This is a genomic window from Campylobacter parajejuni (assembly GCF_046764905.1).
Lineage (GTDB): Bacteria > Campylobacterota > Campylobacteria > Campylobacterales > Campylobacteraceae > Campylobacter_D.
In genome coordinates, this window is sequence record NZ_JBKORB010000004.1 from 181,596 (window position 1) to 206,872 (window position 25,277).

Annotated in this window: 19 protein-coding genes and 2 pseudogenes; 7 read left to right on the forward strand and 14 right to left on the reverse strand. The window is 36.6% G+C overall.

Going from position 1 to position 25,277, the window contains the following annotated elements:
* Positions 1-4: 4 nt before the first annotated feature.
* Positions 5-805, reverse strand: coding sequence for a cytolethal distending toxin subunit B family protein (locus ACLL8X_RS05530; RefSeq protein WP_411989924.1), 801 nt, complete (start codon positions 803-805; stop codon positions 5-7).
* Between the two features lies 1 nt (position 806).
* Positions 807-1,529 carry an RICIN domain-containing protein gene (locus ACLL8X_RS05535; RefSeq protein ID WP_411989925.1) on the reverse strand — a complete coding sequence of 241 codons (723 nt, stop codon included), beginning with the start codon at positions 1,527-1,529 and terminating at the stop codon, positions 807-809.
* A 138-nt stretch (positions 1,530-1,667) separates the two neighbouring features.
* On the opposite strand from ACLL8X_RS05535, the gene ACLL8X_RS05540 reads away from it, so the two are divergent.
* The 3 genes from ACLL8X_RS05540 to ACLL8X_RS05550 all read left to right on the forward strand — a co-directional run bounded on the left by ACLL8X_RS05540 (position 1,668) and on the right by ACLL8X_RS05550 (position 9,035).
* A complete protein-coding gene (locus ACLL8X_RS05540; RefSeq protein ID WP_411989926.1) occupies positions 1,668-2,969 on the forward strand; it encodes an SLC13 family permease in 1,302 nt (433 codons plus the stop codon).
* 116 nt (positions 2,970-3,085) lie between these two features.
* Positions 3,086-7,576 carry a glutamate synthase large subunit gene (gltB, locus tag ACLL8X_RS05545; RefSeq protein WP_411989927.1) on the forward strand — a complete coding sequence of 1,497 codons (4,491 nt, stop codon included), beginning with the start codon at positions 3,086-3,088 and terminating at the stop codon, positions 7,574-7,576.
* Positions 7,577-7,586: 10 nt separating this feature from the next.
* Positions 7,587-9,035, forward strand: a complete 1,449-nt coding sequence (locus ACLL8X_RS05550; RefSeq protein WP_411989928.1) for a glutamate synthase subunit beta — start codon at positions 7,587-7,589, stop codon at positions 9,033-9,035.
* On the opposite strand, the gene rnhB is transcribed toward ACLL8X_RS05550, so the two are convergent.
* The 3 genes from rnhB to ACLL8X_RS05565 form a co-directional block, all read right to left on the reverse strand.
* Positions 9,022-9,594, reverse strand: coding sequence for a ribonuclease HII (gene rnhB / locus ACLL8X_RS05555; RefSeq protein WP_411989929.1), 573 nt, complete (start codon positions 9,592-9,594; stop codon positions 9,022-9,024). The two genes, ACLL8X_RS05550 and rnhB, sit on opposite strands and share 14 nt — an antisense overlap.
* Positions 9,595-9,627: 33 nt before the next feature.
* The gene (locus tag ACLL8X_RS05560) at positions 9,628-9,867 is read right to left on the reverse strand and encodes a ComEA family DNA-binding protein (protein ID WP_411989930.1); all 240 of its coding nucleotides are present in this window, start codon (positions 9,865-9,867) and stop codon (positions 9,628-9,630) included.
* A 66-nt stretch (positions 9,868-9,933) separates the two neighbouring features.
* Positions 9,934-10,581 (reverse strand): ferritin family protein, encoded by a 648-nt coding sequence (locus tag ACLL8X_RS05565; RefSeq protein WP_411989931.1) that lies wholly within the window; start codon positions 10,579-10,581, stop codon positions 9,934-9,936.
* Positions 10,582-10,738: 157 nt separating this feature from the next.
* On the opposite strand from ACLL8X_RS05565, the gene ilvD reads away from it, so the two are divergent.
* On the forward strand, positions 10,739-12,415 hold the full coding sequence (gene ilvD, locus ACLL8X_RS05570; protein WP_411989932.1) for a dihydroxy-acid dehydratase: 1,677 nt from the start codon (positions 10,739-10,741) through the stop codon (positions 12,413-12,415).
* Positions 12,416-12,427: 12 nt separating this feature from the next.
* Here the strand turns inward: ilvD and ACLL8X_RS05575 are convergent, their stop codons facing one another.
* Complete coding sequence (locus ACLL8X_RS05575; protein WP_411989933.1) at positions 12,428-12,958, reverse strand: YagU family protein; 531 nt, start codon at positions 12,956-12,958, stop codon at positions 12,428-12,430.
* Between the two features lie 67 nt (positions 12,959-13,025).
* Complete coding sequence (locus tag ACLL8X_RS05580) at positions 13,026-14,258, reverse strand: HD domain-containing protein (RefSeq protein WP_411989934.1); 1,233 nt, start codon at positions 14,256-14,258, stop codon at positions 13,026-13,028.
* Between the two features lie 60 nt (positions 14,259-14,318).
* Between ACLL8X_RS05580 and queC the strand changes: the two genes are divergently transcribed.
* A complete protein-coding gene (queC, locus tag ACLL8X_RS05585) occupies positions 14,319-14,999 on the forward strand; it encodes a 7-cyano-7-deazaguanine synthase QueC (protein ID WP_411989935.1) in 681 nt (226 codons plus the stop codon).
* A 19-nt stretch (positions 15,000-15,018) separates the two neighbouring features.
* Here the strand turns inward: queC and dsbI are convergent, their stop codons facing one another.
* The 7 genes and pseudogenes from dsbI to ACLL8X_RS05620 form a co-directional block, all read right to left on the reverse strand.
* Positions 15,019-16,545 (reverse strand): disulfide bond formation protein DsbI, encoded by a 1,527-nt coding sequence (gene dsbI / locus ACLL8X_RS05590; protein ID WP_411989936.1) that lies wholly within the window; start codon positions 16,543-16,545, stop codon positions 15,019-15,021.
* A gap of 11 nt (positions 16,546-16,556) precedes the next feature.
* Complete coding sequence (gene dba, locus ACLL8X_RS05595) at positions 16,557-16,724, reverse strand: disulfide bond formation protein Dba (RefSeq protein WP_126229066.1); 168 nt, start codon at positions 16,722-16,724, stop codon at positions 16,557-16,559.
* A gap of 97 nt (positions 16,725-16,821) precedes the next feature.
* Positions 16,822-17,349, reverse strand: a pseudogene (locus ACLL8X_RS05600) (methyl-accepting chemotaxis protein); the annotation flags it as partial.
* 582 nt (positions 17,350-17,931) lie between these two features.
* A pseudogene (locus ACLL8X_RS05605) lies at positions 17,932-18,600 on the reverse strand (DAHL domain-containing protein); the annotation flags it as partial.
* The gene (locus ACLL8X_RS05610; protein WP_411989937.1) at positions 18,590-19,498 is read right to left on the reverse strand and encodes a cytochrome-c peroxidase; all 909 of its coding nucleotides are present in this window, start codon (positions 19,496-19,498) and stop codon (positions 18,590-18,592) included. The gene ACLL8X_RS05610 and the pseudogene ACLL8X_RS05605, both read right to left, overlap by 11 nt.
* Before the next feature lie 85 nt (positions 19,499-19,583).
* Positions 19,584-20,450 (reverse strand): fumarylacetoacetate hydrolase family protein, encoded by an 867-nt coding sequence (locus ACLL8X_RS05615; protein WP_411989938.1) that lies wholly within the window; start codon positions 20,448-20,450, stop codon positions 19,584-19,586.
* A gap of 101 nt (positions 20,451-20,551) precedes the next feature.
* Positions 20,552-21,454: an RluA family pseudouridine synthase gene (locus ACLL8X_RS05620; RefSeq protein WP_411989939.1), complete on the reverse strand. Its 903-nt coding sequence runs from the start codon at positions 21,452-21,454 to the stop codon at positions 20,552-20,554.
* An 89-nt stretch (positions 21,455-21,543) separates the two neighbouring features.
* Here ACLL8X_RS05620 and purB point away from each other — a divergent pair, with 89 nt between their 5' ends.
* Together purB and ACLL8X_RS05630 are read left to right on the forward strand one after the other, a co-directional pair.
* Positions 21,544-22,872 (forward strand): adenylosuccinate lyase, encoded by a 1,329-nt coding sequence (purB, locus tag ACLL8X_RS05625; RefSeq protein WP_411989940.1) that lies wholly within the window; start codon positions 21,544-21,546, stop codon positions 22,870-22,872.
* An 11-nt stretch (positions 22,873-22,883) separates the two neighbouring features.
* Complete coding sequence (locus tag ACLL8X_RS05630; protein ID WP_411989941.1) at positions 22,884-25,253, forward strand: ribonucleoside-diphosphate reductase subunit alpha; 2,370 nt, start codon at positions 22,884-22,886, stop codon at positions 25,251-25,253.
* Positions 25,254-25,277 lie beyond the last annotated feature (24 nt).

Below are 25,277 nucleotides of genomic sequence, written 5' to 3' on the forward strand. Positions count from 1 at the left end.
TCTCCTAAAATTTTCTAAAATTCACAGGGAAGTGGTCTGAAACCAAATGCGTCCTAAGACTAGCAAGCATTAAAATGGCACTTAGAGCCGGAGCTACATAAGCCCTGCGTCTATCTGAATTTCCCGTAACGGCGTAATCAAGCGTTCCTCCGCTTCTTTGTGTAAAACTAGGTGGAAAGACTATATTTACACGATTTGCCACTTCAAAATCAACCAATCTTAAAAGCATACTCGGCTCTCTGTTGAAATCTCCTGCTATCATCCAATTAATCTCAGGGCGGTTTCTAAAAAATTCATCAACTGCAGTGATAATCGCTCCTGCGTCATTACCACCCCTTGAAAGAGCGTGTATAGAGAAAAAGGCGTCATTGCCTATGCGTATGCCAATTATCGGGCGTGAAGCTGTGGTAGGTGGGGGCAAAACAAAGACTTCATCAGCCCGAACGCGGCTTACTATGGCAAGATTGACCCTATTTGCTCCCACATCTACGCGAGAATAATAAATAAAAACAGAATTAGGACGCGAACTTGAGCCTAAATTCCATACATATTCGTGAATGGGAATGCCACCGGGTTGCACCATTCTTTCAGTTTGCATAGCCGTGCTAGGTAAAACCCCCGCTTCTTGCACCATCAAAACATCAAGCGGATTTGCCCCTGTGATGAGCTGACGGATGCTAATGCTCCATTTGCTTTCACTTGAAGCGGATGAGCCTTGTAAATTCCAAGTGCCGACACTGAATTTTTCTAAATCAGCTTGTGCCAAACTAAGGCTTAAAATCACACATAAAAATATTTTTTTCATTTTAAAACTCCTTATAAAGTGGCTGGGCGTTAAAAGGCGGAGTGGTAAGATACCATTGCTGGTCTAAATTGTCCTTTTCTTCGCAAGGGCTTAGAAAAATACTAAAAACCTTAAAATCGCCCAAAGGATTGGTAATAGGTGCTTGGATACATTTTTTTGTTGCCATATTTTCAAGCTGGACGGCTCCATTATCCATAGGCTTTAGCTTCCATTGCTGAAAGGCGTTGGTATTATCACAAGCAAAATGCACTATGCCGTTTTTGTAAGCGTTTAGGCAGGTAAGAGTCTTTGCGTTTTTAATCAAAACCACGCCATTAGGATAGCTAAGCAGTTGCCAAACTCTAGCATCGCCAAAGCTTTTGCTATCTAGTAAGGTATAGCCCCAAATCCAATTACCCTGAGCCAAAGCCCACACCGTAAGGGCTGCACCGCTAGGTCCCAAAAGGGTCATAAAATCACTGGTTATAGGCGTGTTTGCACTACCTACAATAGGACGCAATAGGGGAACTAGGGCACTTTTTGGGACAAGATTAGAGCCATCTACAAGCTCAGGGCTTTTTTGCTTTGCAGGTGGGGTGGGATTTGCTCCAAGCTTTAAAGGGTCGCCATCATCTTTTTTGCCAAAGGCTGTGCCAAGTGGATTTATTTCTTTTGTTCCACAAGCACTAAGGGCAAGTAAAGTTAAAAACAAAAGTCCAAATTTGAGAAGTTTAAATTTTTGCATAAAAAACCTTTTTTAATGTTGATTAAAAATTGTAGCATAATTTGCAAGTTGTTATCAAATAAATTCATTAAAAATTTTTATGACTTTTTAACGATTTTTTTTCTAAAATTAGCCTTTAATTTGTTTTAAGGATTTTATTTGACTCTGCTTGCAAACCCTATTATCGTAAGCGTTGTTTTGATGACTTTGCTTTGTTTGTTTCGTTTTAATGTGCTTTTAAGCCTTTTAGTTTCAGCTCTTGTCGCAGGTGTGTTATCCCATCTTAATCTTATAGATACAATGAATATACTCATAAGCGGAATGAAAGAAAATTTAAAAACAGCTTTAAGTTACATACTTTTAGGAGCGATTGCGGCGGCGATTTCAAGGACAAATTTAACGGCGTATTTGATTAAGATGGTAAGTCGTTTTATTTCGCATAAAAAATATTTGTTGCTTTTATCTATCGCTTTGATTTCTTGCTTTTCTCAAAATTTAATTCCCATTCACGTGGCCTTTATACCTTTATTAATCCCGCCACTTTTAAGCCTTTTTAATAAACTTAAAATCAATCGTAGAGCCGTAGCTTGTGCTTTGACTTTTGGACTGACTACGCCTTATATGGTTTTGCCAGTAGGTTTTGGACTCACTTTTCAAGACCTTTTAAAAGATAATTTAAATGCAAATGGTGTAGTTGTGTCTTTAAATGATGTTACAAATACTATGTATTTAGCAGCTATTTGTATGATAACAGGGCTTTTTTTGGCACTTTTTGTCTTTTATCGTAAGCCAAGAGAATACCAAGAAATCGAACTTGCTAAAATGAATTTAGATGATATTAAAATGACACGTAAAGAATGGGGTGTTTTAGCGGGGCTTATTTTGACTTTAATTTTGCAAATTCTAACTATGAATTTGCCTTTATCTGGGCTTTTGGGTTTTATTTTGATGGTGATTTTAGGTGGGGTTGAATTTTCTAAGGTTAATGTAGTTTTTGATGATGGATTAAAAATGATGGGCTTTATAGCCTTTGTTATATTGGTTGCTGCGGGATATGGAGAGGTTTTGAAAGAAAGTGGTTCTGTGAGTGAGCTTGTCAATTCCGTCGTACCTTGGATGGAACAAAGCAAGTTTTTAGCTGTGTTTTTAATGCTTTTTATCGGACTTATCATTACTATGGGTATAGGCACTTCTTTTGGAACCATTCCTATCATAGCTACGCTTTTTTGTCCTATTTGTTTAGAACTCGGTTTTAGTGCGGCTTTGATTATATTTATCTTGGGTGTGGCTGGAGCTTTAGGAGATGCGGGAAGTCCTGCGAGTGAAACGACAATGGGAACAAGTGTGGGATTAAATGCTGATAACCAGCACGACCACATTAGAGATACTTGCATACCGACTTTTATTTTTTATAATGGCCCTTTGCTTATTTTAGGTAGTATCATCGCAATGTTTTTGTAATTTATGTAAATCTATTAAAATATTTTTGATTTATTTATTTTTAAGATAAAAATTATATCGATTTTAAAAATATATGTTATAATCCTTATAAAGTCAAATCTTATAAGGAGAGCAAAATGGATTTAGAAAATATTTTAGAAAACAATCAAAGCTTGGGTCTTTATCATCCGCAAAACGAACACGATGCCTGTGGTATCGCTGCTGTTGCGAATATACGCGGTATTGCTTCTTATAAGGTGATTTGTGATGCTTTAGAAATTTTGATGAATTTAGAGCATAGAGGGGGTGCGGGTGCTGAAGAAAATTCAGGCGATGGAGCAGGGATTTTAATCCAAATTCCGCATGAATTTTTTCTCACTCAAGAACTGGGCTTTAAATTGCCTTCAAAGGGCGATTATGCCGTAGCTCAAATGTTTTTATCACCGAATTTTGATGCCAAAGAAGAGGCTAAGAGTATATTTTTGCAGGGCTTAAAAGACAAAAAGCTTGAATTTTTAGGCTTTAGGGAAGTGCCTTTTAATCCTAGCGATATAGGCAAGAGTGCCTTAAAGGCTATGCCTTATTTCTTACAAGCCTTTGTGAAAAAGCCTAGTAAAGTCGCTGCGGGGCTTGAATTTGAAAGACTGCTCTATGCTTGCAGACGCCACATAGAAAAAAGGGCTTTGAAAGTGCCAAAGTTTTATTTTTCTAGCTTTTCTTCTCGCACCATAGTTTATAAGGGTATGTTGCTTTCTACTCAGCTGAGTGATTTTTATCTTGATTTTAAAGATGTGAATATGAAATCTGCCATAGCCTTAGTTCATTCTCGCTTTTCGACAAATACCTTTCCAAGCTGGGAAAGAGCACATCCAAACCGCTATATGGTGCATAATGGAGAGATAAATACCATACGCGGAAATGTCGATAGTATAAGGGCTAGACAGGGACTTATGCAAAGTGAATATTTTGAGAATTTAGAGGAGCTTTTTCCCATCATTGCAAAGCCAAGCAGCGATTCTGCTATGTTTGATAATACTTTGGAATTTCTAGCCTTAAATGGCAGAACCTTAGAAGAAGCCTTTATGATGATGGTGCCTGAGCCTTGGCATAAAAATGAAAATATGGAGAGCAAAAAGCGGGCTTTTTATGAGTATCATTCTTTGCTGATGGAGCCTTGGGATGGACCTGCGGCTATCATTTTCACTGATGGGGTGGTTATGGGGGCGAGTTTGGATAGAAATGGCTTTCGTCCTTCAAGGTATTATTTGACTAAGGATGATTTTTTGATACTCTCAAGCGAAACGGGGGCTTTAAAACTAGATGAAAAAAATATCAAAGCAAAAAAGCGTTTAGAGCCGGGTAAGCTTTTGCTCATAGATACGGCAAGGGGAAGGCTTATCGATGATAGCGAAATTAAAGCCCATTATGCCAATGCCAAGCCCTATAAAAAATGGCTTAAAAATTTAGTAGAGCTTGAAAAGCAAAAAAGCGGGGTGTATAAGCACCATTTTTTAAAAGAAGATGAGGTTTTAAGACTGCAAAAAGCCTTTGGCTGGAGCTATGATGAGCTTAAAATGAGTGTGATGGCTATGGCAAACACGGGCAAAGAAGCCCTAGCGGCTATGGGTGTGGATACGCCTTTAGCCATACTTTCTAAGACTTATCAGCCTTTGTATAATTATTTTAAGCAGCTTTTTGCTCAAGTAACCAATCCACCCCTTGATGCTATAAGAGAAGAGATTGTTACTTCAACACGAATTTACCTAGGACGCGAGGGGAATTTATTAAATCCTGATGAGAATAACGCTAAAAGAATAAAAGTATCCCTGCCTATAATCAGCAATGAAGAGCTTTTTGAGATAAAGTCTTTAAACTCTTTTAAAGTGAAGGAATTTTCCCTACTTTATGATTACACTAAAAGCACTTTAGAACAGGCTTTAGATGAGCTTTGTGAGCGTATAGAAAAGGAGATTAAAAAAGGCACTTGTATTACCCTTTTAAGCGATAGGGGTGTGGATGAGAAAAATGCTTATATACCGGCTTTGCTTGCGGTTTCTGGGGTGCATCATTATTTGGTAAGAAAGAATTTAAGAACCCACACTAGCATTATCATAGAAAGTGCTGAGCCTAGAGAAATCCATCATTTTGCTTGTCTTTTAGGTTATGGAGCCACAGCTATCAATCCTTATTTGGTTTATGAGAGCTTACACAAACTCATAGAAAATAAAAATTTAAAGCTTAGCTATGAAAAGGCGGTGCAAAATTTCATCAAGGCAAGTTCCAATGGCATAGTCAAAATCGCTTCAAAAATGGGCGTTTCTACCCTACAAAGCTACAATGGCTCGGCACTTTTTGAAGCCTTAGGTTTAAACTCAAGCGTGATAGAAAAATACTTCACTTCCACCATCTCACGCATTGAAGGTATGGAGCTTGAAGACTTTGAAAAAGAGCTTATCGCCCTTCACAAACAAGCCTTTAATGACACCCATAAGGCTTTAGATTCTAAGGGAATTCACAGCTTTAGAAGTGCTAAAGAAGAGCATTTAATCGACCCGCTTGTGATTTTTAAGCTTCAAGAATCTTGCCGCAATAAAGATTATAAAAGTTTTAAAGAATACTCAGCCTTAGTGGATGAAAAGCAAGTGAGTTTGCGTTCTTTAATGGAAATGGATTTTAGCGAAGCTATTAGCATAGACAAGGTTGAAAGTGTTGAAAGCATAGTAAGACGCTTTAAAACAGGGGCTATGAGTTATGGTTCTATCTCTAAAGAAGCTCACGAATGCCTAGCACAAGCTATGAATGAAATAGGCGCTAAATCCAATTCAGGAGAAGGCGGAGAAGATGAAGAACGCTACGAAATCAAAGATGGCATAAATAAAAATTCAGCCATCAAACAAGTTGCAAGTGGGCGTTTTGGCGTGGATTTAAATTATCTTAATCACGCTAAGGAAATTCAAATCAAGGTTGCTCAAGGTGCAAAGCCGGGCGAGGGCGGGCAATTAATGGGCTTTAAAGTCTATCCGTGGATAGCTAAAGCTAGGCATTCAACTCCGGGCGTTACGCTCATATCCCCGCCGCCTCATCACGATATTTATTCTATCGAGGATTTAGCTCAGCTTATTTATGACTTAAAAAATGCCAACAAAGACGCTAAAATTTCAGTCAAACTTGTAAGCGAAAACGGCATAGGAACGGTGGCTGCTGGCGTGGCTAAGGCGGGTGCGAATTTAATCCTTGTTTCAGGCTATGATGGAGGCACGGGTGCAAGTCCTAGAACTTCCATACCCCATGCAGGAATTCCTTGGGAGTTGGGTTTGGCTGAGACACATCAAACTTTGATTTTAAATGGTTTAAGGGATAGGGTAAGATTAGAAAGCGATGGAAAGCTTATGAATGGGCGTGATTTAGCCATAGCAGCACTTTTGGGGGCTGAAGAATTTGGCTTTGCTACGGCACCTTTGATTGTGATGGGATGCACGATGATGCGGGTGTGTCATTTAAATACCTGTCCTTTTGGTATAGCCACTCAGGATATGGAGCTTAGAAAACGCTTTAAGGGTAAGGTAGCTGAGGTGGTGAATTTTATGTATTTTATCGCTGCTGAGCTTCGTGAGTATATGGCTAGGCTTGGTTTTGAACGCCTTGATGATATGATAGGGCGTGTGGATAAACTGCGTCAAAAAAGCCTTCAAGGCAAGGCAGGAAAGCTGAATTTAGACAAAATCTTAAAAGCTTTGCCTACTTACAATAAAACCGCCGTGCATTTTAAAGAGCATAAGGAAAATAAGCTTGAAAAGACTATTGATTACAGAATTTTACTCCCGCTTTGTAAAAATGCTGTGGAGAAAAAAGAGCCTATTAAGCTTTGCTTGGAAGTTGGAAATCAAAGCAGAACCTTTGCAACTATGCTTTCAAGTGAAATTTTAAAAAATTATGGCAAGGACGCTTTAAAAGAAGATAGCATTCGTATCAAAGCCATAGGCAATGCAGGCAATAGCTTCGGGGCTTTCTTGCTTAAGGGTATTTGTCTTGAGATAAATGGCGATAGCAATGATTATTTAGGTAAGGGCTTGAGTGGGGGCAAGATTATCGCTAGGATTAGCGATGAGGCGACCTTTTCGCCTGAAGAAAATATCATAGCGGGTAATGCTTGTTTGTATGGGGCTACTGAAGGCGAGGTGTATTTAGATGGCATAGCAGGGGAAAGATTTTGTGTGAGAAATTCAGGAGCTTGTGCTGTGGTTTTAGGCACAGGCGTGCATGGGTGTGAATATATGACAGGGGGGCTTGTAGTCGTGCTTGGAGATGTGGGAGCGAATTTTGGTGCGGGTATGAGCGGGGGTGTTGTTTATATCTTTGGAAGGCATAATGAGGCTAATGTCAATACCGAGCTTGTGGATATTAAAAATTTGGATTTTAATGATGAAAAAGAGCTAAAGACTATGATAGAAAGGCACATACACTACACAAATTCGGCTAAGGCAAGGGATATTTTGGCTAAATTTGATAAAAAAGACTTTTTTAAGATTATGCCTCGTGATTATGAAAAAATGCTTAAAATGCTTGAGCTTTGTAAGGATGAAGAAGAGCCAAATTTAGCAGCATTTTTGAAAATCACACAAAAATAAGGAGTGAAAAATGGGAAATGTAAGAGGTTTTTTGGACTTTAAAAGAATGGATTGTAAAAAAATTGCTCCTAAGGAAAGGGTTTTAAATTTCAAGGAATTTACAAGAGCTTTGGATAAAAAAGAGCAAGAAATTCAAGGGGGGCGGTGTATGGATTGTGGGGTGGCTTTTTGTCATACGGGTGTGATGAGTGAAGGTAAGGATGTGGGCTGTCCTTTGAATAATCTCATTCCTGAGTGGAATGATTTAATATACCGTTCTTTGTGGAGCGAGGCTTATGAGAGACTTAGGCTTACTAATCCTTTCCCTGAATTTACGGGTCGTGTTTGCCCTGCTCCTTGTGAAGATTCTTGCGTGTGTGCGATTAATGGGGCTAGCGTGAGTATTAAAAATAACGAACTTGCCATCATAGAAAATGCTTTTAAAGAAGGCTTGGTAAGCGTGCAAAAGCCTAAAAAATACAATGGCAAGAAAATTGCTATCATAGGAAGCGGACCGGCTGGACTTGCTTGTGCTGATACCTTAAATTCTTTGGGCTATAAGGTAAGTGTCTTTGAAAGAAGCGATAAAATAGGCGGACTTTTGATGTATGGTATCCCTGATATGAAGCTTGAAAAAAGCGTGGTGGATAGACGGGTGGATTTGCTTGAAAAAAGCGGGATTGAATTTAAGGTAAATGAAAATATCAATAGCAAAGATAAGGTTTTAAAACTTCTTAAAGAATTTGATGCTTTAGTGCTTTGCACGGGTGCGAGTAGGGCTATTGATTTGGATATAGAAGGTAGGAAGCTAAAAGGCGTGGAATTTGCCCTTGATTTTTTAACGCAAAATACTAAAACCTTGCTAAAAACAGGCAAGGGTGCAGATACAGCTAAAGGCAAAAATGTCTTAGTTATAGGAAGTGGGGATACGAGTGTTGATTGTATCGCTGTGGCAACAAGACAAGGAGCTAAATCCATAGTGCGTTTTGAAAGAAGCCCTAAAAGAGCTTTACAAAGAAGTCAAAACAATCCTTGGCCTTTAAAAGCTGATATTTTTACGACAGATTATGGTTTAGAAGAAGCCATTGCCGTGTATGGAAAAGACCCTAGAGAATATCAAAAAATGACTCAAAAATTCTTAGGCAAGGATAGGGTAGAAGGGGTTGTGGCAAGTGATTTAAAACGCGAAATTCAAAAGGGCAAGGCTGTGAATATAGAGCTTGAAAATTCCAGCAAAACTTACAAAGCTGATTTGGTGCTTTTGGCTATGGGTTTTAGCGGGAGTGAAGAAGCTATCGCTAAAAATTTTGGAGTGAAATTAGATGAGAAAAACAACATAAGCACAGAAAATTTCCAAACCACTCATAAAAAAATCTTTGCTTGCGGGGACGCTAGAAGGGGTCAATCTCTAGTCGTTTGGGCTATAAAAGATGGTATAGAATGTGCTTTGAGTTTGCATAAGAGTTTTATGAAAGCTTAAAGCTTTTGCGGTGGAGTTTGCAAATTCCAAATTTAGCTATAAGTTCTTTATGAGCTTTTGTGCCATAGGCTTTGTTTTTTTCAAATTCATAGCAGGGAAAGTTTTGGGCTAAGAAATTCATCGCTCTATCTTTGCTGACCTTTGCTAATATGCTAGCGGCACTTACTTGCTGTATGGTGGCATCGGCTTTGATTTGTGTTTTAATTCCACTTACACCAAAATCACTATTGCCATCGTATAAAAAATTTTGCGTTCTAAAATGCTTTTTTATAAGCTTTAAGCCTGTTTTTAAACAAGTGCTTAAGCCCAGTGTGTCGATTTGTTCATTGGAAAAGGCAAGGATAAGATAGCTTGAATTTTTGATGATGATTTCATAAAGTTCTTCGCGTCTTTTTTCGCTGAGTTTTTTAGAATCACACAGCCCTTTAAGTTCTTTATGCAATTTACAAGCTGCCATCATCATAGGACCTGCTAAAGCACCCCGACCTGCCTCGTCAATACCGATTAAATTTATATCAAATTCGTTTGAAAGTTCTTTTGCGTCAAATAAGCTTTTCAAATTTTTCTAAAAAGAAGGGCAAAAAATGCCCTTTTATTCTACAACAATATCATTTTTGATTTTTTCAAAAAGCTTTTGCCCTATGCCCTTAACCTTTTTTAAATCATCAATGCTTGTGAAATTCGCTTCCCCTCGGTATTCTAAAATGGCTTTAGCCTTAGCTTCTCCTATGCCATTTAGTGTTTTTAGCTCTTCTAGTGTGGCTGTATTGATATTAACAGCACCAAAAAGAAAAGCCGTTAAAGCAAAAAATAAAAATAGTAATTTTTTCATTTTCTTATCCTTTTTATTAAAAAATAATTATAATACTATCTTAAAAAAGGATAAGAATTTCTTAACTTAACCTAAAAATTCACGTTTAAAATACTCTTTTGGTGCTTTACATAAAGGACAGGCTGCTGGAGCTTTTTTGCCACGATGTATATGCCCACACACTTCACAAACCCATAGTTCTTCTACTTCGCTATTGAAAAATTCTTCTTCTTCAAGCATTTTTTTGAGTGCTAGATACTCTCTTTCGTGTTCGATTTCCACTTTACCAATAGCTGTAAATAATCTTGCTATGGTTTTTTTACCTTCATCTTCAGCGATTTTTGCAAAATTTGGATACATAGTTGTATGCTCATAGTTTTCACCTTCTGCGGCACTTACTAAATTTTTGGTTGTAATTTCTAAAGCTTTACCATCAACGATTTCATGATAAGCTTTAAATTCTGCTCTTGCGTGCCATTTCTCATTTTCAGCTGCTTCTCTAAAATGTCTTGCAACCGCATGCCAACCTTCTTCTTCGGCAACATCAGCAAATAAATCATATTTATTTCTTGCCATAGATTCGCCTGCAAAAGCTTTCATTAAATTTACTGCAGTTAAATCTGTAGTGATACATTGCATTTCTTCGCCACAACAACTAAGTTTGCCTCCACCCACATTTTGAACTTCTACTTCATTGCCACATTTTTGACATTTATAGGTTTCGTATTGTCTCATTTTGACTCCTTTTTTGATTATCAAAAAGCATTGTATTATAAAAAAATATCTTTGTCAATTGATAATTTTTATCATTTATGAAAATGTATATCAAAATTACTTCACTAAAATATAAGCTTAATTTCCTATAATATTAAAAATTTTTTAAGGAGTTTTTATGCGTAGTGATGCGATTAAAAAAGGAGCTTTAAAAGCACCTAACCGCTCTTTGCTTAGGGCTTGTGGTTTAAAGGATGAGGATTTTGATAAACCCTTCATAGGCGTAGCCAATTCCTACATAGACATCATTCCCGGACATTTTTTCTTAAATGAATACGCTAAGATTATCAAGGATGAAATTCGCAAAAATGGCTGTGTGCCTTTTGAGTTTAATACCATAGGCGTAGATGATGGCATAGCGATGGGGCATGGGGGTATGCTTTATTCTCTGCCAAGTCGTGAAATTATTGCAAATTCCATTGAAAGCGTGATGAATGCCCATCAGCTTGATGCACTTATTTGTCTGCCAAATTGCGATAAAATCACGCCGGGTATGCTTATGGGGGCTTTAAGGGTGAATGTCCCAACCATCTTTGTAAGCGGGGGTCCTATGAAAGCAGGAATGACCAAAAAGGGCGATAAAATCAGTCTTAGCTCGGTCTTTGAAGCGGTGGGAGCTTATGAAGCTAAAAAAATCACTGAGGAAGAATTTAAAGAAATAGAGTGCAAGGCTTGTCCGGGTGGGGGCTCTTGTTCTGGAATGTTTACAGCCAATTCTATGAATACCCTGTGTGAAGCTATGGGTATAGCCTTAGAAGGCAATGGCACCTTACTGGCACTCACACCGCAAAGAGAAGAGCTTTTAAGAAAGGCGGCTAAGAGAATTTGTGAAATAGCCCTTGATGAAAAATTTAAAATCAAAAACATCATCACCAAAAAAGCCATTCAAAACGCTTTGGTAGTTGATATGGCTATGGGGGGAAGTTCTAATACCATCTTGCATATGTTAGCTATTGCTAGGGAAGCGGGCGTGAAGCTGGATATTAAAGAATTAAATTCCATCTCGCAAAACACCGCTCACATTGCTAAAATCGCCCCTTCTTTAAATAGCGTTTATATGGAAGATATTCATAACGCTGGCGGAGTGCGTGCGGTAATGGCTGAAATTTCAAGCAGACAAGAGCATTTACTAGAGCTTGATGCTTTGATGATAAATGGCAAAAGCCTTAAAGAGCATTTAAAGGGTGCGAAAATTGAAGATGAAAATATCATTCGTAAAATAACTAATGCTTATTCTAGCGTGGGTGGCTTGGCTGTTTTGTTTGGGAATTTAGCTACGCAAGGTTGTGTGATAAAAACAGCGGGTATCACGGGGGAGCGGAAATTTAAAGGCAAAGCGGTTTGTTTTAATTCTCAAGATGAAGCCATTAAAGGCATAATGAAAGGCAAGGTGCAAAAGGGCTGTGTTTGTGTGATTCGCTATGAAGGTCCTAAGGGGGGTCCGGGTATGCAAGAAATGTTGAGTCCTACTTCGCTTTTGATGGGAATGGGACTGGGTGCTGATGTGGCTTTAATCACAGATGGGCGTTTTAGTGGTGCCACTAGGGGCTTAAGTGTGGGACATATTAGCCCAGAAGCTGCTGAAGGTGGGCTTATAGCTCTTTTAGAAGATGGAGATGAAATAGAAATTGATGTAGATGCTTATACTATCTATGCTAATTTAAGTGAAGAAGAAATAGCTAAACGCAAAAAAGAATTTGTATGGGTTCAAAAAGAAGTGCCTTCAAGATGGCTTAGAATGTATCAAAAACTTGTTAGTAATGCCAGTAAAGGTGCAGTTTTGGATATGGAATGAAAGGAAAACCTTTCATTCTTCTATTTCTTTAGTGAAGCGATTTCTTAAATCCCTACGCACGATTTCCATACCCCAAAGCCAAACAATGTGTCCAAAAAGTTCAGATAAATGTTCATCAAGTGGAATTTGTGGTAAAGGCGGCACTTCTGCTATCAAAGGCATAACGATAACATGGGCAAAAAGATAAACAAAAAAACCAAAAACAGCTCCTTGCCACATCTTAATGCGAGGCCAATTTTCCGCTATCATACAATAAGCCACGCCAAAAACTACGGAAAACCCTACATGCACGATGAAAATAGATAGGGGTTGGGATATGCCTGAGAATAAATAAGTCCAGTCCGTAGGAAGTCCTAATTGCTCAAGAAAAATTTTAGGTGGTGTTACACGCTCCATGGCATCAACAGGCCAAGGTATGCTAGGATTTCTTGGTGGAAAAGGCACTTCCCAGCCCCATTTTACAATAGCTCCAAATACCCCTGCTATAATACCGATGAAAAAGGCTAGGGTGTATCTTTTTTGCGGTAGATTAGAGTAATTCATTTTCTCTCCTTGGGTTTAAAATTAAGGGTATAAATTTATGAAATTTTTCTTTAAAATTTTATTAAAATCAAATTTTTATGTCAAAATAGCACAAAAAATCTTCACAAATTTTTAAAAAGCTCACTCCGTCTATGGTTGGATTTTCTTTAAAGCTTTCATACATTCCCAAAAAGCCAGTTTCAAGCTCTTTAGATTTTACTCCGTAGCTTATGCTAAGTCCTGCTTCTATGAAGGCAGCGATTTTATCGCAATATTTTAAGGCTTTACCATCGATAGCTCCCATTTCATTTTCATTACAAGCATTTAAACTCCCACTACAAAGCTCCACTACCCCATTTTTAAAAGTGCGATTTTCAAACTCATTCTTTATCCAGATTGGCTCTTCATCTCTACCCGCTCTAATGCCTAGTATATAGGCAAATTCAGCTCTTAAATTTTCAGGCACAAAGGGCAGGATTCTTTCATTGATAAGTTTCATTTCATAATCATTAATGATTAAGTGAAGTCCTTCTATGCCGTATTTTACGGGGCTTATGATGTCTCTTGTAAGACTTTCAGGAAGGTCGTGAAAAAGCGCACAATAAAAATTATTCTCAAGCCTTTTATCACAAGCTTTTATTTTAAGCGAATAAAAATAGCTTAAAATCGCCACCACAAGCATATGTCCTAAAACCGCCGTTTCAGGTATGCGTGGAGTTTGCGCCCATCTTTTTTGAAAACGCAAGCGACCGCTTAAATCGATGATTTTAGCGATTTTTTGATTTAAAGCTATTTTTCTGGCTCCTATAAGTTCGTAATAATCTTCTAATTCTTCTTCTACCTTGTTTTTAATCTCTTCTATGTCGCTTAAAAAAGATGAGGTTTGATAAATGATTTTAAATTCCCATCTTGTAGCAAAATACGAAGCCGCTTTTAAGATAAGCCTTTCTTTAGCGTAAGTATTGCTGTTTAAATACGCTTCAAAACGCTTTAAAAATTCCCCCTCTTCTATATCTTCTATCATAGGCTCGATTTTGCTTAAAACCCAAGCATTCACTTCGCCCTTTTTTTGTCTTACGATTTCGTGATACACATCAGGGCGTATATCCGTAACCACAACGCGACTTAAAAATTCAAAAATCCCCCCTTCTATAAGGGCTTTCATATCGATATTCTCTTCCATTTTAGCGATAAAATAGGCGATGATGAATTTGTGAGCTTGTTTGTCAAGTTCGACTAAATTTGCCATTCTTGGATAATCGTTCCAGCGGCTAATCGAAGCGGCTTTAAAGATATGTTCTATGAGTTTTATGTTTATCATTTAATTTACCCTTTGAAAAATTTGTTAAAATTAGTGATTATATCAAATTTAAGGATAAAAATGAGTAAAAAAGCCCTTTGTATTATAAGTGGGGGTATGGATAGCACGCTGTGTGCTTATTTGGCTAAAAAAGAAGGCTATGAAATCATTGCTTTGCATTTTGACTATGAGCAACGCACTCAAGTTAAAGAAAGGGAGTGTTTTAAGCAAATTTGTAAGGCTTTGAATGTGAAAAAATCTTATATTTTAAATGTGAGTTTTATCAAAGATATAGGGGGCAATGCTTTGACAGATGAAAATTTAGCCATACCTAAAAATGAGCTTGAAAATGAGCCTAGCGATACTTTGCCTATTACCTATGTGCCTTTTCGCAATGGAATTTTCTTAAGTATAGCAGGTGCTTTAGCCGAAAAGGAAAATTGTGAGAGTATTTTTATAGGAGTGGTAGGAGAAGATGGTAGCGGTTATCCTGATTGTGGCTATGAGTTTATACAAAAGGCACAAGAATTTATCAATGAAGGCACAAATAAGCAATTTAAAGTGTGTTTAAAAACCCCATTAATCCACTTAAACAAAGCTCAAATTGTAGAACTAGCTTTAAAAGAAAATGTGCCTTTAGAACTTACTTGGTCTTGCTATGAGAGTGAAGATGAGGCGTGTGGGGAGTGTGATAGCTGTTTGCTAAGGCTAAGGGGCTTTAAACAAGTAGGTTTTAAAGATAAGATTAAATATAAGTCCTAGCTACACTAGGACTTAAAGCTTAATTTAAAGTATAAAGCTTGTTTGCTCCATCTTGATAAGAAAGAATGTTGATTTTTCCATCTTTAAAGAATATACTTCTAGCATTTGTGATAGAGCTTGGGAAAGCGATAGTTTTTACAACTTCTTCTTTGATAGGGTCAATTAACGCAATCACATTGTGATTTTTGCTAAGTGCATAAATTTTTCCATCTTTAAAAGTCATAGAAGTAACATACAAGTCTCCTAAGCTTTTGCCTTCTTTAAGTTCTGCTTTTGGAGTGAATTCGCCTGAAAGCACTCTGTCTTTAAGAGAAAATTTAGAGATGACAAAGCTTTTTGCGTCTTTATTGTTTGGTGTAGTGGCTAGATAAAAATACTTCTCGTCATTTGTCATACTTGCTACATGGTTAAATTTAGCTCTTACCGTGTCAAGTCTTCCGCGACCCAAACCTTCGCCTTGTCCTTTGAATTTGTCATTGCCTTTTACAAAATCAGCGTATTGCTTGGCGATGTCTTCTTCACTTGCATTAGGATTTTTTGCAAATCTTAAGAAAGATTTGTTTGAACCCATAAGTATAAATTTGTCATTCATATAAGGGATAATGCCTATGATAGGGTCGATAGTAGCTGAAAAATAAGGGTCAAGCTCAAAACCTTCCTTAACGCTAAAATCATTATCCAAGAAAGCCACATCCCATTTAGAACTCGCCACAAACTCACCATTGATATAATCAAGAGTGTTGATAGGTTTATCAAAGGCTATGGTTTTTTCATCTGTTATTTTAAGCTCATCGTCAATTTTTGCAAATGGAGCATTATTTGTGTCATTATCAAATTTCACATTGAGCTTATCGCTTGCAGGTGCAAAAGCATAATCAGGAGCTTTAACATCGCGTTTGCCTAGGAAGGAGATATTTTGCCATAAACCCTTCCAGCCATCTGTACTCCAAATGATATATTTTGGATTTAGGCTAAATCTTACAGGGTCGCCTTGTCCAACATAAGGAGGAACGCCTGTGCTAACAAAAGCTTGGAAAACATTTGACGCTACGATAATGGTGCTGATTGCAACTGCTGCGAAACTAAATTTGGTAAATTTTCTAAATTTTTCTCCATTAAGTTCGCTTTCAAAAGCATTAAATTTAGGAGCAAAAGCAAAAATCACGCCCAAAAGCAATACAACAGCCCAAAATACTACTTCAGCCCAAAAATAAGTATGGATACCAAAAACCGCTAAGCCAAAGCCTTGGTCTAAATCTCTATGAGCGTGGTTGCCATAGTGGGCAAAAGACTGATAAAGACCTACTGCAGTCATAATTAAAAGAGCGGCAAGGTATTTTCCTTTCATACCATATCTAACAATAAAAAGTGCCATCACACCTATGAAAATCATCGCTTCTCTTTGACCCCAGCAAAGCGTGCAAGGACTATCGCCCAACATATAACCAAATACAAAATTTGCAATACCCACAGGCAAAAGTATGATTAAAAAACCCGCCCAGCACATAAGTGCGTAAAAATTTCTTGTTTTATTGATTTCGTTCATTTAGCCCATCCTTACAGATTCATTATCGTTAAAAGTGCGCCTGTTTTGTGGCCAACGTAGAAAAAAACCATTAAAAGCCAAGCTATCATTACCAAACCAAAAGCTAAATTTTCTTTTTCTGGTTTTTTGATAATTAATATCAAGGCGATTAAAACTAATAAAAGTTCAAGAAACTCCATAGTATCTCCTTTGAAATAAAAACCGCTAATTTTACTCTAAAAATATAAAACAAAAATAAATTTTTAACAAAAACCGCATTAATTTTTAATGCGGAGATTATTGAAAGCTACTGAGTTTTTTGGAGAGTTTTGAAGCCCCATTAAGGACATTTTCAGAGATATTGTTAATTTCACAAGAAAGAATTTTAACAGAATTTGCAAGTTCATTTACTTTATCGATATTGCTTCCTAAAATGACCATTTTGTCTTTCACATCCATACTTTTATCTCTCATAGTTTGTGTTGATTTTATGGAGCTTTCAAGCTTATGTATAGAATTGACAAGTTCTTGTTGCAAGTCATTGGTTTTAAGTGATGTTTCTTTCATAGATTCTTGGATAATATCCATTAGGGACTTATTATCATTGATTTGTTGGACTATGGTATTTACGGTTGCGTTGATATTAAGAAGAGATTTACTTGTTTTATCGGCAAGCTGTCTAACTTCATCTGCCACAACAGCAAAGCCTCTTCCGTGTTCGCCTGCACGTGCAGCTTCAATGGCGGCATTTAAAGCAAGAAGATTGGTTTGGTCAGCTATATCTTTGATGGAATTTGTAATCTCTGTGATATTATCAGCACTTTGAGTGAGATTATCCATATTTGAAACAATGTTTTGTTCTTTTTCATTGTTTTCGTTGATGAGTTCTACAAGTTGCGTTAAAGTAAGCTCTACCTTATCCATTAGGATATGCATATCTTGCATATTGACTATACTTTCTTGGGCTAAATTTCCTGCAAGATTGATATGGTCATCTAAAACTTGAGTGATTTCTCTTACTTCTTGAATTTGTTCGTGCTGTGAGTTGGAGCTATTTTCAAGCAGGGTGGAATTATTTTTAAGCTGTTGAGAATTTTCGTGGCTTGATTGAGCATTTTCCACAGCTTCTATGATGGAATTTTGAACGGTTGCGATAAAAGCATTGATGTATTTAGCACTTTGCCCTAGCTCGGTTTTTGGGTCAATGTTTAAACGAGAATGAAGATTGGCTTCTTCTCCGGCTAAATTAGCACTCAGTCTTTCTAGGGTGTGGATAGGTATAATGACTTTTTTGAGAGTTAGATAAATGAAAAAGATAAAAAGCAAAAAAGTAAAACTAAAAACACACAAGGCGACGTAGAATTTAAACAAATTGGTTTTTTCTATGACTTCTTGGGTTGAGATATTAAGTTTTTCAAATTCTTTCATTAAGGTGTTATTTTCATATAAAATAGAATTATCCTGCATAATGCTAATTTGCTTTACTATCATCTTATAGTGTTTTAAAAAGAGTTGTAAGTCTTCACTTTTTGTATCATTTTTAATCTCTCTTATAAGAGCGTTAAGTTGGTTTAGTGTTGTTTTTTGCAAGATGTTTTCATTGGAAAGAACGCCTAGCATAGTGCTGATTGTTCTATAATTGTTTTTGTCTAAATTTTGATTTTGTTCCAATTCTTCAAAATAATTTTTTGCAAGTTCAAACAAGTAAAGCTTAGAATTAACGGCAATGGAGTTAGCGGATTTAAAGAATTCAAGCTGGGTGAGCTTTTCGTTAAAAATTCTTTCAACTTCATTTGTATCGATTCCAAATGATTTAAGCTTTTCTAAATCTTCTCGCATTTTTATCACAGCTTGATTGCTTTGGTCGTAGTTAGTAAAGCTAAAGCTATTTTGAAATACATTGTTAATTTTTTCATCTTGTTTTTCAAGCTCTTGAACGATATTTAAAAGCTCTTTATTGTTTTTGTAAGAAGAATAATTGTTAAAAATAATGCCTAGCAAGACAAGGATAAAAATCAAAACCAAAATAGATAAAACAATGAATTTGATTAAAAATGGACTTTTCTTATTTGCCATAATACTCTCCCGTTAAGCTTTCTAAAAAGGCTACGATATTATCAACGGTTTCTTGGTTTAAGAATTTACCCAATTGATAATAAGCCATAAACTGAACGCAAGCGTCTAAAGTTGGAATAGAACCATCGTGAAAATAAGGAGCTGTTTTGGCTACATTTCTTAGACTAGGGACTTTAAAGACCATCTTATCTGCTTCTTTTTTTGTGATTTCATATCTTCCAAGATTTTCTTGATTAGGGTATGTTTCAAAAATACCGATTTTTTGAAACATATTTCCGCCAATATTTTGCCCTTGATGGCAAGAGATGCAACCATTAGATTTAAAGGCTTCATAGCCCTTTTTAGCTTGTTGTGAAATAGCATTTTCATCTCCTAAAAGATAGCGGTCAAAAGGTGAATTTGGAGTGATGAGGGTTTTTTCAAATTCCGCCACAGCATCAGCTATGCTGTCTAGGTCAATTTTTCCATAGATTTTTTTAAATTGCTCGACATAGCTTTTATTAGCGTTGATTTTTTGTAAAAGAAGTTCAGGGGTTAAGCCCATTTCTTTCGGGTTAAAAAATGGGAAATTTGCTTGTTCTTTAAGGTCTTTGGCTCTACCATTCCAAAACTGGACAAAATTAAAAACAGAATTAAAACTTGTAGGGGTGTTGAAGGGTTTGTCAAGTTGATTATCGACCCCTATGGAAAACTCAAGTCCATCGACACCATATTTATCAATTCTATGGCAAGAATTACAAGACACCTTTCCATCTTTAGAAAGGCTTGTATCCATATAAATACTTTTCCCTAAATTCATTTTTGCTTTATCGTATTCGATATGATTTGGGATAGGGGTTATCATATCAATTGCAAAAATGATATTGACACAACATAAAATAGCTATTATTATTCTCACGACGAATTCCTAAAATTAATTTTTAAAAAAATATTATAATATAATTTTTATTTAATTATTCTTTGCTTATTTAATATTTTTGCTTTTATTTTATTGTATTGCAAAGCTCTCCTAAATTTTCTATGACACAACGAACCTTATCTCCTGACTTAAGAAAAGTGGGTGGATTTAGCCCCATACCCACCCCGCTAGGAGTTCCCATAGATATAATACTTCCCGCTTTTAAAAGCATACCTGCACTCAACTCTTCTAGAACATAAGCAATATCAAAAATAAATAATTCGGTATTAGAGTTTTGGCGTAGTTCATCATTGACATAGCTTTGAAGCTTTAGTTTGGGTGGATAAGAAATTTCATCTACGCTTGTAATATAAGGTCCCATAATGGTGCTACCTTCTAGGCTTTTTGCTCGATAAAATTGTTTGTGCCGTTTTTGAAGTTCGCGGGCTGAAATTTCGTTGATAATGGTATAGCCAAAAATATAATCCTTGGCGTCTTCAGCTTTAATTTTATAAGCGTCTTTGCTTAAAACAAATGCAAGCTCACATTCATAATCAAGCTGGGAGGTTACATCTGCGTGCAAAGGCACATCGCCGAAGGGAGATGTAGCTTGGTTGCAGCGTTTTCCAAAATATACAGGATAAGCCCTTTCTTCAAATTTTTCGCCTTTAAATTGGGCGGATTCTTTAGCGTGGTCTAAAAAATTTATCCCAAGACATATGATATCTTGTCGCGGTTCGATAATGGGAGCTAGATAGTTTTCTTTTGGAAGTTCATAAGCTGTTTTAGAGTCTAAATCAACAAGCTTGTGTTTGAATTGATTAAAATAGATGATAAATTCATTCATATCATTAGTTTCAATACCAAGTTCGGCAAAACTTACAACTTTTTGACTAGAATTTAGCACTCCTAAACTAGGCTTTTGGCCCAGTAAAAAATTAACAAATTTCATTGATAAACCTCGTTTTTTGTTTAATTATACTAAAATTTTAATCAAAAATTTATTTTATTTTAAAATTTTGATAAAGATATAAATTTTTTAAGCTATCAATTTTATCTCATAAAATAGTTAAAAATTTCTTTTACATTGATTTTTGATTTCAGGTCAAAATTTTGTTCTTTATATTTAAATTTTAAGCGATAAGAATGCAAGCACAAACGCTTCGCACCCGTGAGTCTAAGCCGCTTTTTTGTGCTTAATTTTCCATCTAAAATATCTTCGACTTGTTCTTTATTAAGCCCGTAAAGGGGTTCGCCTAAAAGGGTGTGATTTTTATGATATAAATGCACTCTTATTTGATGTTGCCTACCTGTTAAGGGTTTGCAAAGCAAAAGCGTAGCATTAAACTCAGGAAAATAGCTTAAAACTTCAAATTCACTCAAGGCTTTTTTGCCCTGCTTGTGAATTTGCATTCTCGTTTTTATATTATCATAATTTTTGGCTAAAGCTAGGGCTTTATCCACTATGAAATTTTCTTTGATTTGTCCCCTTGCAAGGGCTAGGTATTCTTTTTGTATTTCTTTTTTTTCAAACATTGTCTTAAGACTAATTTGTGATATTTTATTCTTAGCGACCAATATAAGACCGCTCGTTTCTTTATCCAGTCTATGAGCAACGCAAGCTTCTTTTCCCCACAAAGACCAAATTTCATCACACAGGCTATACTCACAATGCCTACCATTAGGATGACTTAGCACCCCACTTGGCTTTTCAAGCACGGCAAAATCTTCGTTTTCAAAGACAATTTCCACTCCTTTAGGATGGTTTTCATAAACGACAAGCTCAACCACTCCTTTTAAAAGCTCATTCTTTTTTTCTACCAAAATTCCATCGCAAAAAAGTCTTTTTTTATCAATGAGCTTTTGGGCTTCATTCATAGTGATTTTTAAATTTTCCATAAGGATTTGAAAAGCCTTTTTTCCATTGTTTGCTAGTTTTATTTTCGTATAAGCCACTTTAACCTTTCTCTTAACCTTTCTCTAAATTTTTTTTAGCTAAAATCGCATTTCTTTTTTAAAAATTATAACCAAAAAAGGTTTGGGAAATGGTTCAAAGATATAGCCGTGAAATTATGGCTAAAAAATGGGATTTAAAGGCAAAATACGATGCGTGGTTAAAAGTAGAATTAGCCGCCATAAAAGCTTGGAATAAACTAGGTCTTATCAATGACACAGACTGCGAAAAAATTCTTAAAAACGCAAAATTTGATATAGCCAGAATAGACGCCATAGAAAAAACTACAAAACACGATGTCATAGCCTTTCTTACTAGCGTGAGTGAGAGCTTAGGAGAAGAAAGTCGCTTTGTGCATTATGCAATGACAAGTTCAGATTGTATCGATACGGCTGTGGCTTTGCAGATGAAAGAGAGTTTAGAGCTTATTTTAGAAGATGTGTCTTTGCTTTTAGAAGCGATTAAAAGGCGTGCTTTGGAGCATAAAAATACCCTGATGGTAGGCAGAAGCCACGGCATTCACGGCGAACCTATCACTTTTGGTTTAGTGATGGCTATTTGGTATGATGCCATTTTAAACGCTAAAGAGCTTTTAATCCACGCAAAAGAAGTGATAAGTTATGGAAAAATAAGCGGTGCTATGGGGAATTTCGCCCACGCTCCTTTGGAATTTGAAGAAGAAATTTGTAAGGATTTGGGTCTAAAACCCGCTAGGGTTTCTAATCAAGTCATTCAAAGAGACCGCTACGCTCAGGTGATTTCTGCTATTGCGATTTTAGCTTCAAGTTGTGAGCAAATAGCTGTGGCTATAAGGCATTTTCAAAGAACAGAAGTTTATGAAGCTGAGGAGTATTTTAGCGTTGGGCAAAAGGGAAGTTCAGCTATGCCTCACAAAAGAAATCCAGTGCTAAGCGAAAATATCACAGGGCTTTGCAGGGTGCTACGCTCCTTTGTAACTCCAGCCCTTGAAAATGTCGCTCTTTGGCACGAAAGAGATATTAGCCATTCAAGCGTTGAAAGATTTATATTGCCTGATGCTTTTATCACGGCTGATTTTATGCTAGTAAGGCTTACAAATTTAGTGGATAAGCTTTTGGTTTATCCACAAAATATGATGAAAAATCTCAATCTCACAGGCGGTTTAGTCTTTTCAGGGAGAGTGCTTTTAGAGCTTCCTTTTAAGGGTCTTAGCCGCGAAGAAGCTTATAAAATAGTCCAAAGAAATGCGATGAAAGTTTGGGCGGATTTACAAGAAGGTAAAGCGGCTATCAATGAAAAAAATGAGAGTTTATTTTTGCTTGCACTCTTAGAAGATGAGGACTTAAGGAAAAAATTAAGCGAAGAAGACATACGCAAATGCTTCGACTATGCTTACTACACGAAAAATGTAGATGCGATTTTTGCAAGAGTATTTAAATAAAAGGCAGGGCAATGAAAGTTATTAAAAGAAATGGTCGCACAGAAGAATTAGATGTTTCTAAAATCAAAAAATGCACTTCTGATGCGGTTAAGGATTTAGAGGGCGTGAATTTAAGCGAACTAGAACTTGATGCGAAAATTCAGTTTCGTGATGGAATTTCAACAGAAGAAATTCAAAAGACTTTAATCAAAACCGCAGTGGATAAGATAGATATTGATTGTCCTAACTGGACCTTTGTTGCGGCTAGGCTTTTTTTGTTTGATTTGTATAAAAAAGTCAATGGTATGAATCGTTACAATCATTTGCGTGAATATTTTGAGAAGGGCGAAAAAGAAGGAAGAATTTTACTTGGGCTTAAAGAAAAATATGATTTAGATGATTTAAATGCTTATATCAAGCCTGAACGGGATATGCAATTTACTTATTTGGGGATTAAAACCCTTTATGATAGATATTTGATTAAGGATAGCAAGGGTATGCCTATGGAGCTTCCTCAGCAGATGTTTATGGCTATTGCGATGTTTTTAGCACAAAATGAATTTAACCCTCAAGAATGGGCGAAGAAATTTTATGATTTGATTTCTAAATTTGAGCTTATGCTTGCTACTCCTACACTCTCAAACGCAAGAACAACCCGTCATCAACTTAGCTCTTGTTATATAGGTTCAACCCCTGATAATATCGAGGGTATTTTTGATAGCTATAAAGAAATGGCTTTACTTTCTAAATTTGGTGGAGGTATAGGCTGGGACTGGTCTAAGGTGCGTGCTATGGGTGGAAGCATAGATGGACATAAAAATGCTGCTGGAGGGATTATTCCCTTTCTTAAAATCACTAATGATATAGCCGTAGCTGTTGATCAACTAGGCACAAGAAAGGGAGCCATTGCTGTTTATATTGAGACTTGGCATATGGACATCAATGATTTTATAGATTTGCGTAAAAATTCAGGCGAAGAAAGGCGTAGGGCTCACGAGCTTTTTCCAGCCTTATGGGTGAATGACCTTTTTATGAAAAGAGTTAGGGCTAATGATAAATGGACTCTTTTTGACCCTGCCGATACGCCTCTTTTATGCGATTTATACGGCGAAGCTTTTGAGAAGCGTTATGAAGAATATGAAAAAGATGAGAGTATAGTCAAAGAAATTGTCGAAGCTAAGGAGCTTTGGAAGAAAATTTTGCTTAATTATTTTGAAACAGGACTGCCTTTTTTATGCTTTAAAGATAGTGCCAATAAAGCTAATCCAAACGCCCACACAGGCATTATTAGAAGCTCAAATTTATGCACGGAAATTTTTCAAAATACTGAGCCAAATTATTATCAAATCAAAGTGGTTTTTGAAAATGGCGAAGAGCTTCATTTTGATGAAGAACAAAAGGTTGTGGTGGATGGAGGCTATGAAAAATTAGCTAAGAAAATTTCAACCCTAGATAGCATTAATGGCAACAAGGTTTATATAGTAGAAAAATATAAAAATGATGGAAAAACTGCCGTTTGTAATCTAGCTAGTATTAATCTTAGCAAGGTGCATAGCAAAGAAGATATTGCTAGGGTGGTGCCAACGGCTATCCGTATGCTTGATAATGTGATTGATTTGAATTTTTATCCGCATAGAAAAGTAAAGGATACAAATTTAAAATCCCGTTCCATAGGACTTGGCGTGATGGGTGAGGCACAAATGCTTGCTGAAGCTAGAATTCACTGGGGAAGTGATGAGCATTTGAGTAAAATCGATGAGCTTATGGAGCAAATTAGCTATGAAGCTATTAGTGCAAGTTCGAATTTGGCTCTTGAAAAAGGAGCTTATGAAGATTTTGAAGGTTCAAATTGGAGTAAGGGGATTTTTCCTATTGATGTGGCTAGTGCTAAGGCTAAGGCTTTAACTTTAAGAGATGGGCTTTTTGACCAAAGTGAATGTGATTGGGCTAAACTGAGAGAAAAGGTTAAAAAAGATGGTATGAGAAATGGTTATTTAATGGCTATTGCACCCACTTCAAGCATATCCATACTTGTAGGCACGACTCAAACCATAGAGCCTGTGTATAAGAGAAAATGGTTTGAACAGAATTTAAGCGGTATGATACCTGTGGTAGTTCCCAATTTAAGCCTTGAAACTTGGCAATACTATACCCCAGCCTATGAGCTTGACCAAAAAATTCTTGTAAAAGCTGCAGCTGTGCGTGGCAAGTGGATAGACCAAGGGCAAAGTTTAAATATCTTTTTATCGCTGGATAAGGCAAGTGGGGGATATTTAAATGAAATTTATCAACTCGCTTGGGAGTTAGGTGTAAAATCGACTTATTATTTAAGAAGCGAAAGTCCTGATAGCGAAAAGGTCAATGTGGCTGATAGAAGTGTAGAATGTGAAGGGTGTCAGTAAAAAAAGAAGCTGCCCTTTGGCAAC

What these genes read in the sequence shown, in the direction of transcription:
- ACLL8X_RS05530 (WP_411989924.1), bottom strand. Translation starts at nt 805, where the DNA reads ATGAAAAAAATATTTTTATGTGTGATTTTAAGCCTTAGTTTGGCACAA.
- ACLL8X_RS05535 (WP_411989925.1), bottom strand. Translation starts at nt 1,529, where the DNA reads ATGCAAAAATTTAAACTTCTCAAATTTGGACTTTTGTTTTTAACTTTA.
- gltB (WP_411989927.1), top strand. Translation starts at nt 3,086, where the DNA reads ATGGATTTAGAAAATATTTTAGAAAACAATCAAAGCTTGGGTCTTTAT.
- ACLL8X_RS05550 (WP_411989928.1), top strand. Translation starts at nt 7,587, where the DNA reads ATGGGAAATGTAAGAGGTTTTTTGGACTTTAAAAGAATGGATTGTAAA.
- ACLL8X_RS05560 (WP_411989930.1), bottom strand. Translation starts at nt 9,867, where the DNA reads ATGAAAAAATTACTATTTTTATTTTTTGCTTTAACGGCTTTTCTTTTT.
- ACLL8X_RS05565 (WP_411989931.1), bottom strand. Translation starts at nt 10,581, where the DNA reads ATGAGACAATACGAAACCTATAAATGTCAAAAATGTGGCAATGAAGTA.
- ilvD (WP_411989932.1), top strand. Translation starts at nt 10,739, where the DNA reads ATGCGTAGTGATGCGATTAAAAAAGGAGCTTTAAAAGCACCTAACCGC.
- ACLL8X_RS05575 (WP_411989933.1), bottom strand. Translation starts at nt 12,958, where the DNA reads ATGAATTACTCTAATCTACCGCAAAAAAGATACACCCTAGCCTTTTTC.
- ACLL8X_RS05580 (WP_411989934.1), bottom strand. Translation starts at nt 14,258, where the DNA reads ATGATAAACATAAAACTCATAGAACATATCTTTAAAGCCGCTTCGATT.
- queC (WP_411989935.1), top strand. Translation starts at nt 14,319, where the DNA reads ATGAGTAAAAAAGCCCTTTGTATTATAAGTGGGGGTATGGATAGCACG.
- dsbI (WP_411989936.1), bottom strand. Translation starts at nt 16,545, where the DNA reads ATGAACGAAATCAATAAAACAAGAAATTTTTACGCACTTATGTGCTGG.
- dba (WP_126229066.1), bottom strand. Translation starts at nt 16,724, where the DNA reads ATGGAGTTTCTTGAACTTTTATTAGTTTTAATCGCCTTGATATTAATT.
- ACLL8X_RS05615 (WP_411989938.1), bottom strand. Translation starts at nt 20,450, where the DNA reads ATGAAATTTGTTAATTTTTTACTGGGCCAAAAGCCTAGTTTAGGAGTG.
- purB (WP_411989940.1), top strand. Translation starts at nt 21,544, where the DNA reads ATGGTTCAAAGATATAGCCGTGAAATTATGGCTAAAAAATGGGATTTA.
- ACLL8X_RS05630 (WP_411989941.1), top strand. Translation starts at nt 22,884, where the DNA reads ATGAAAGTTATTAAAAGAAATGGTCGCACAGAAGAATTAGATGTTTCT.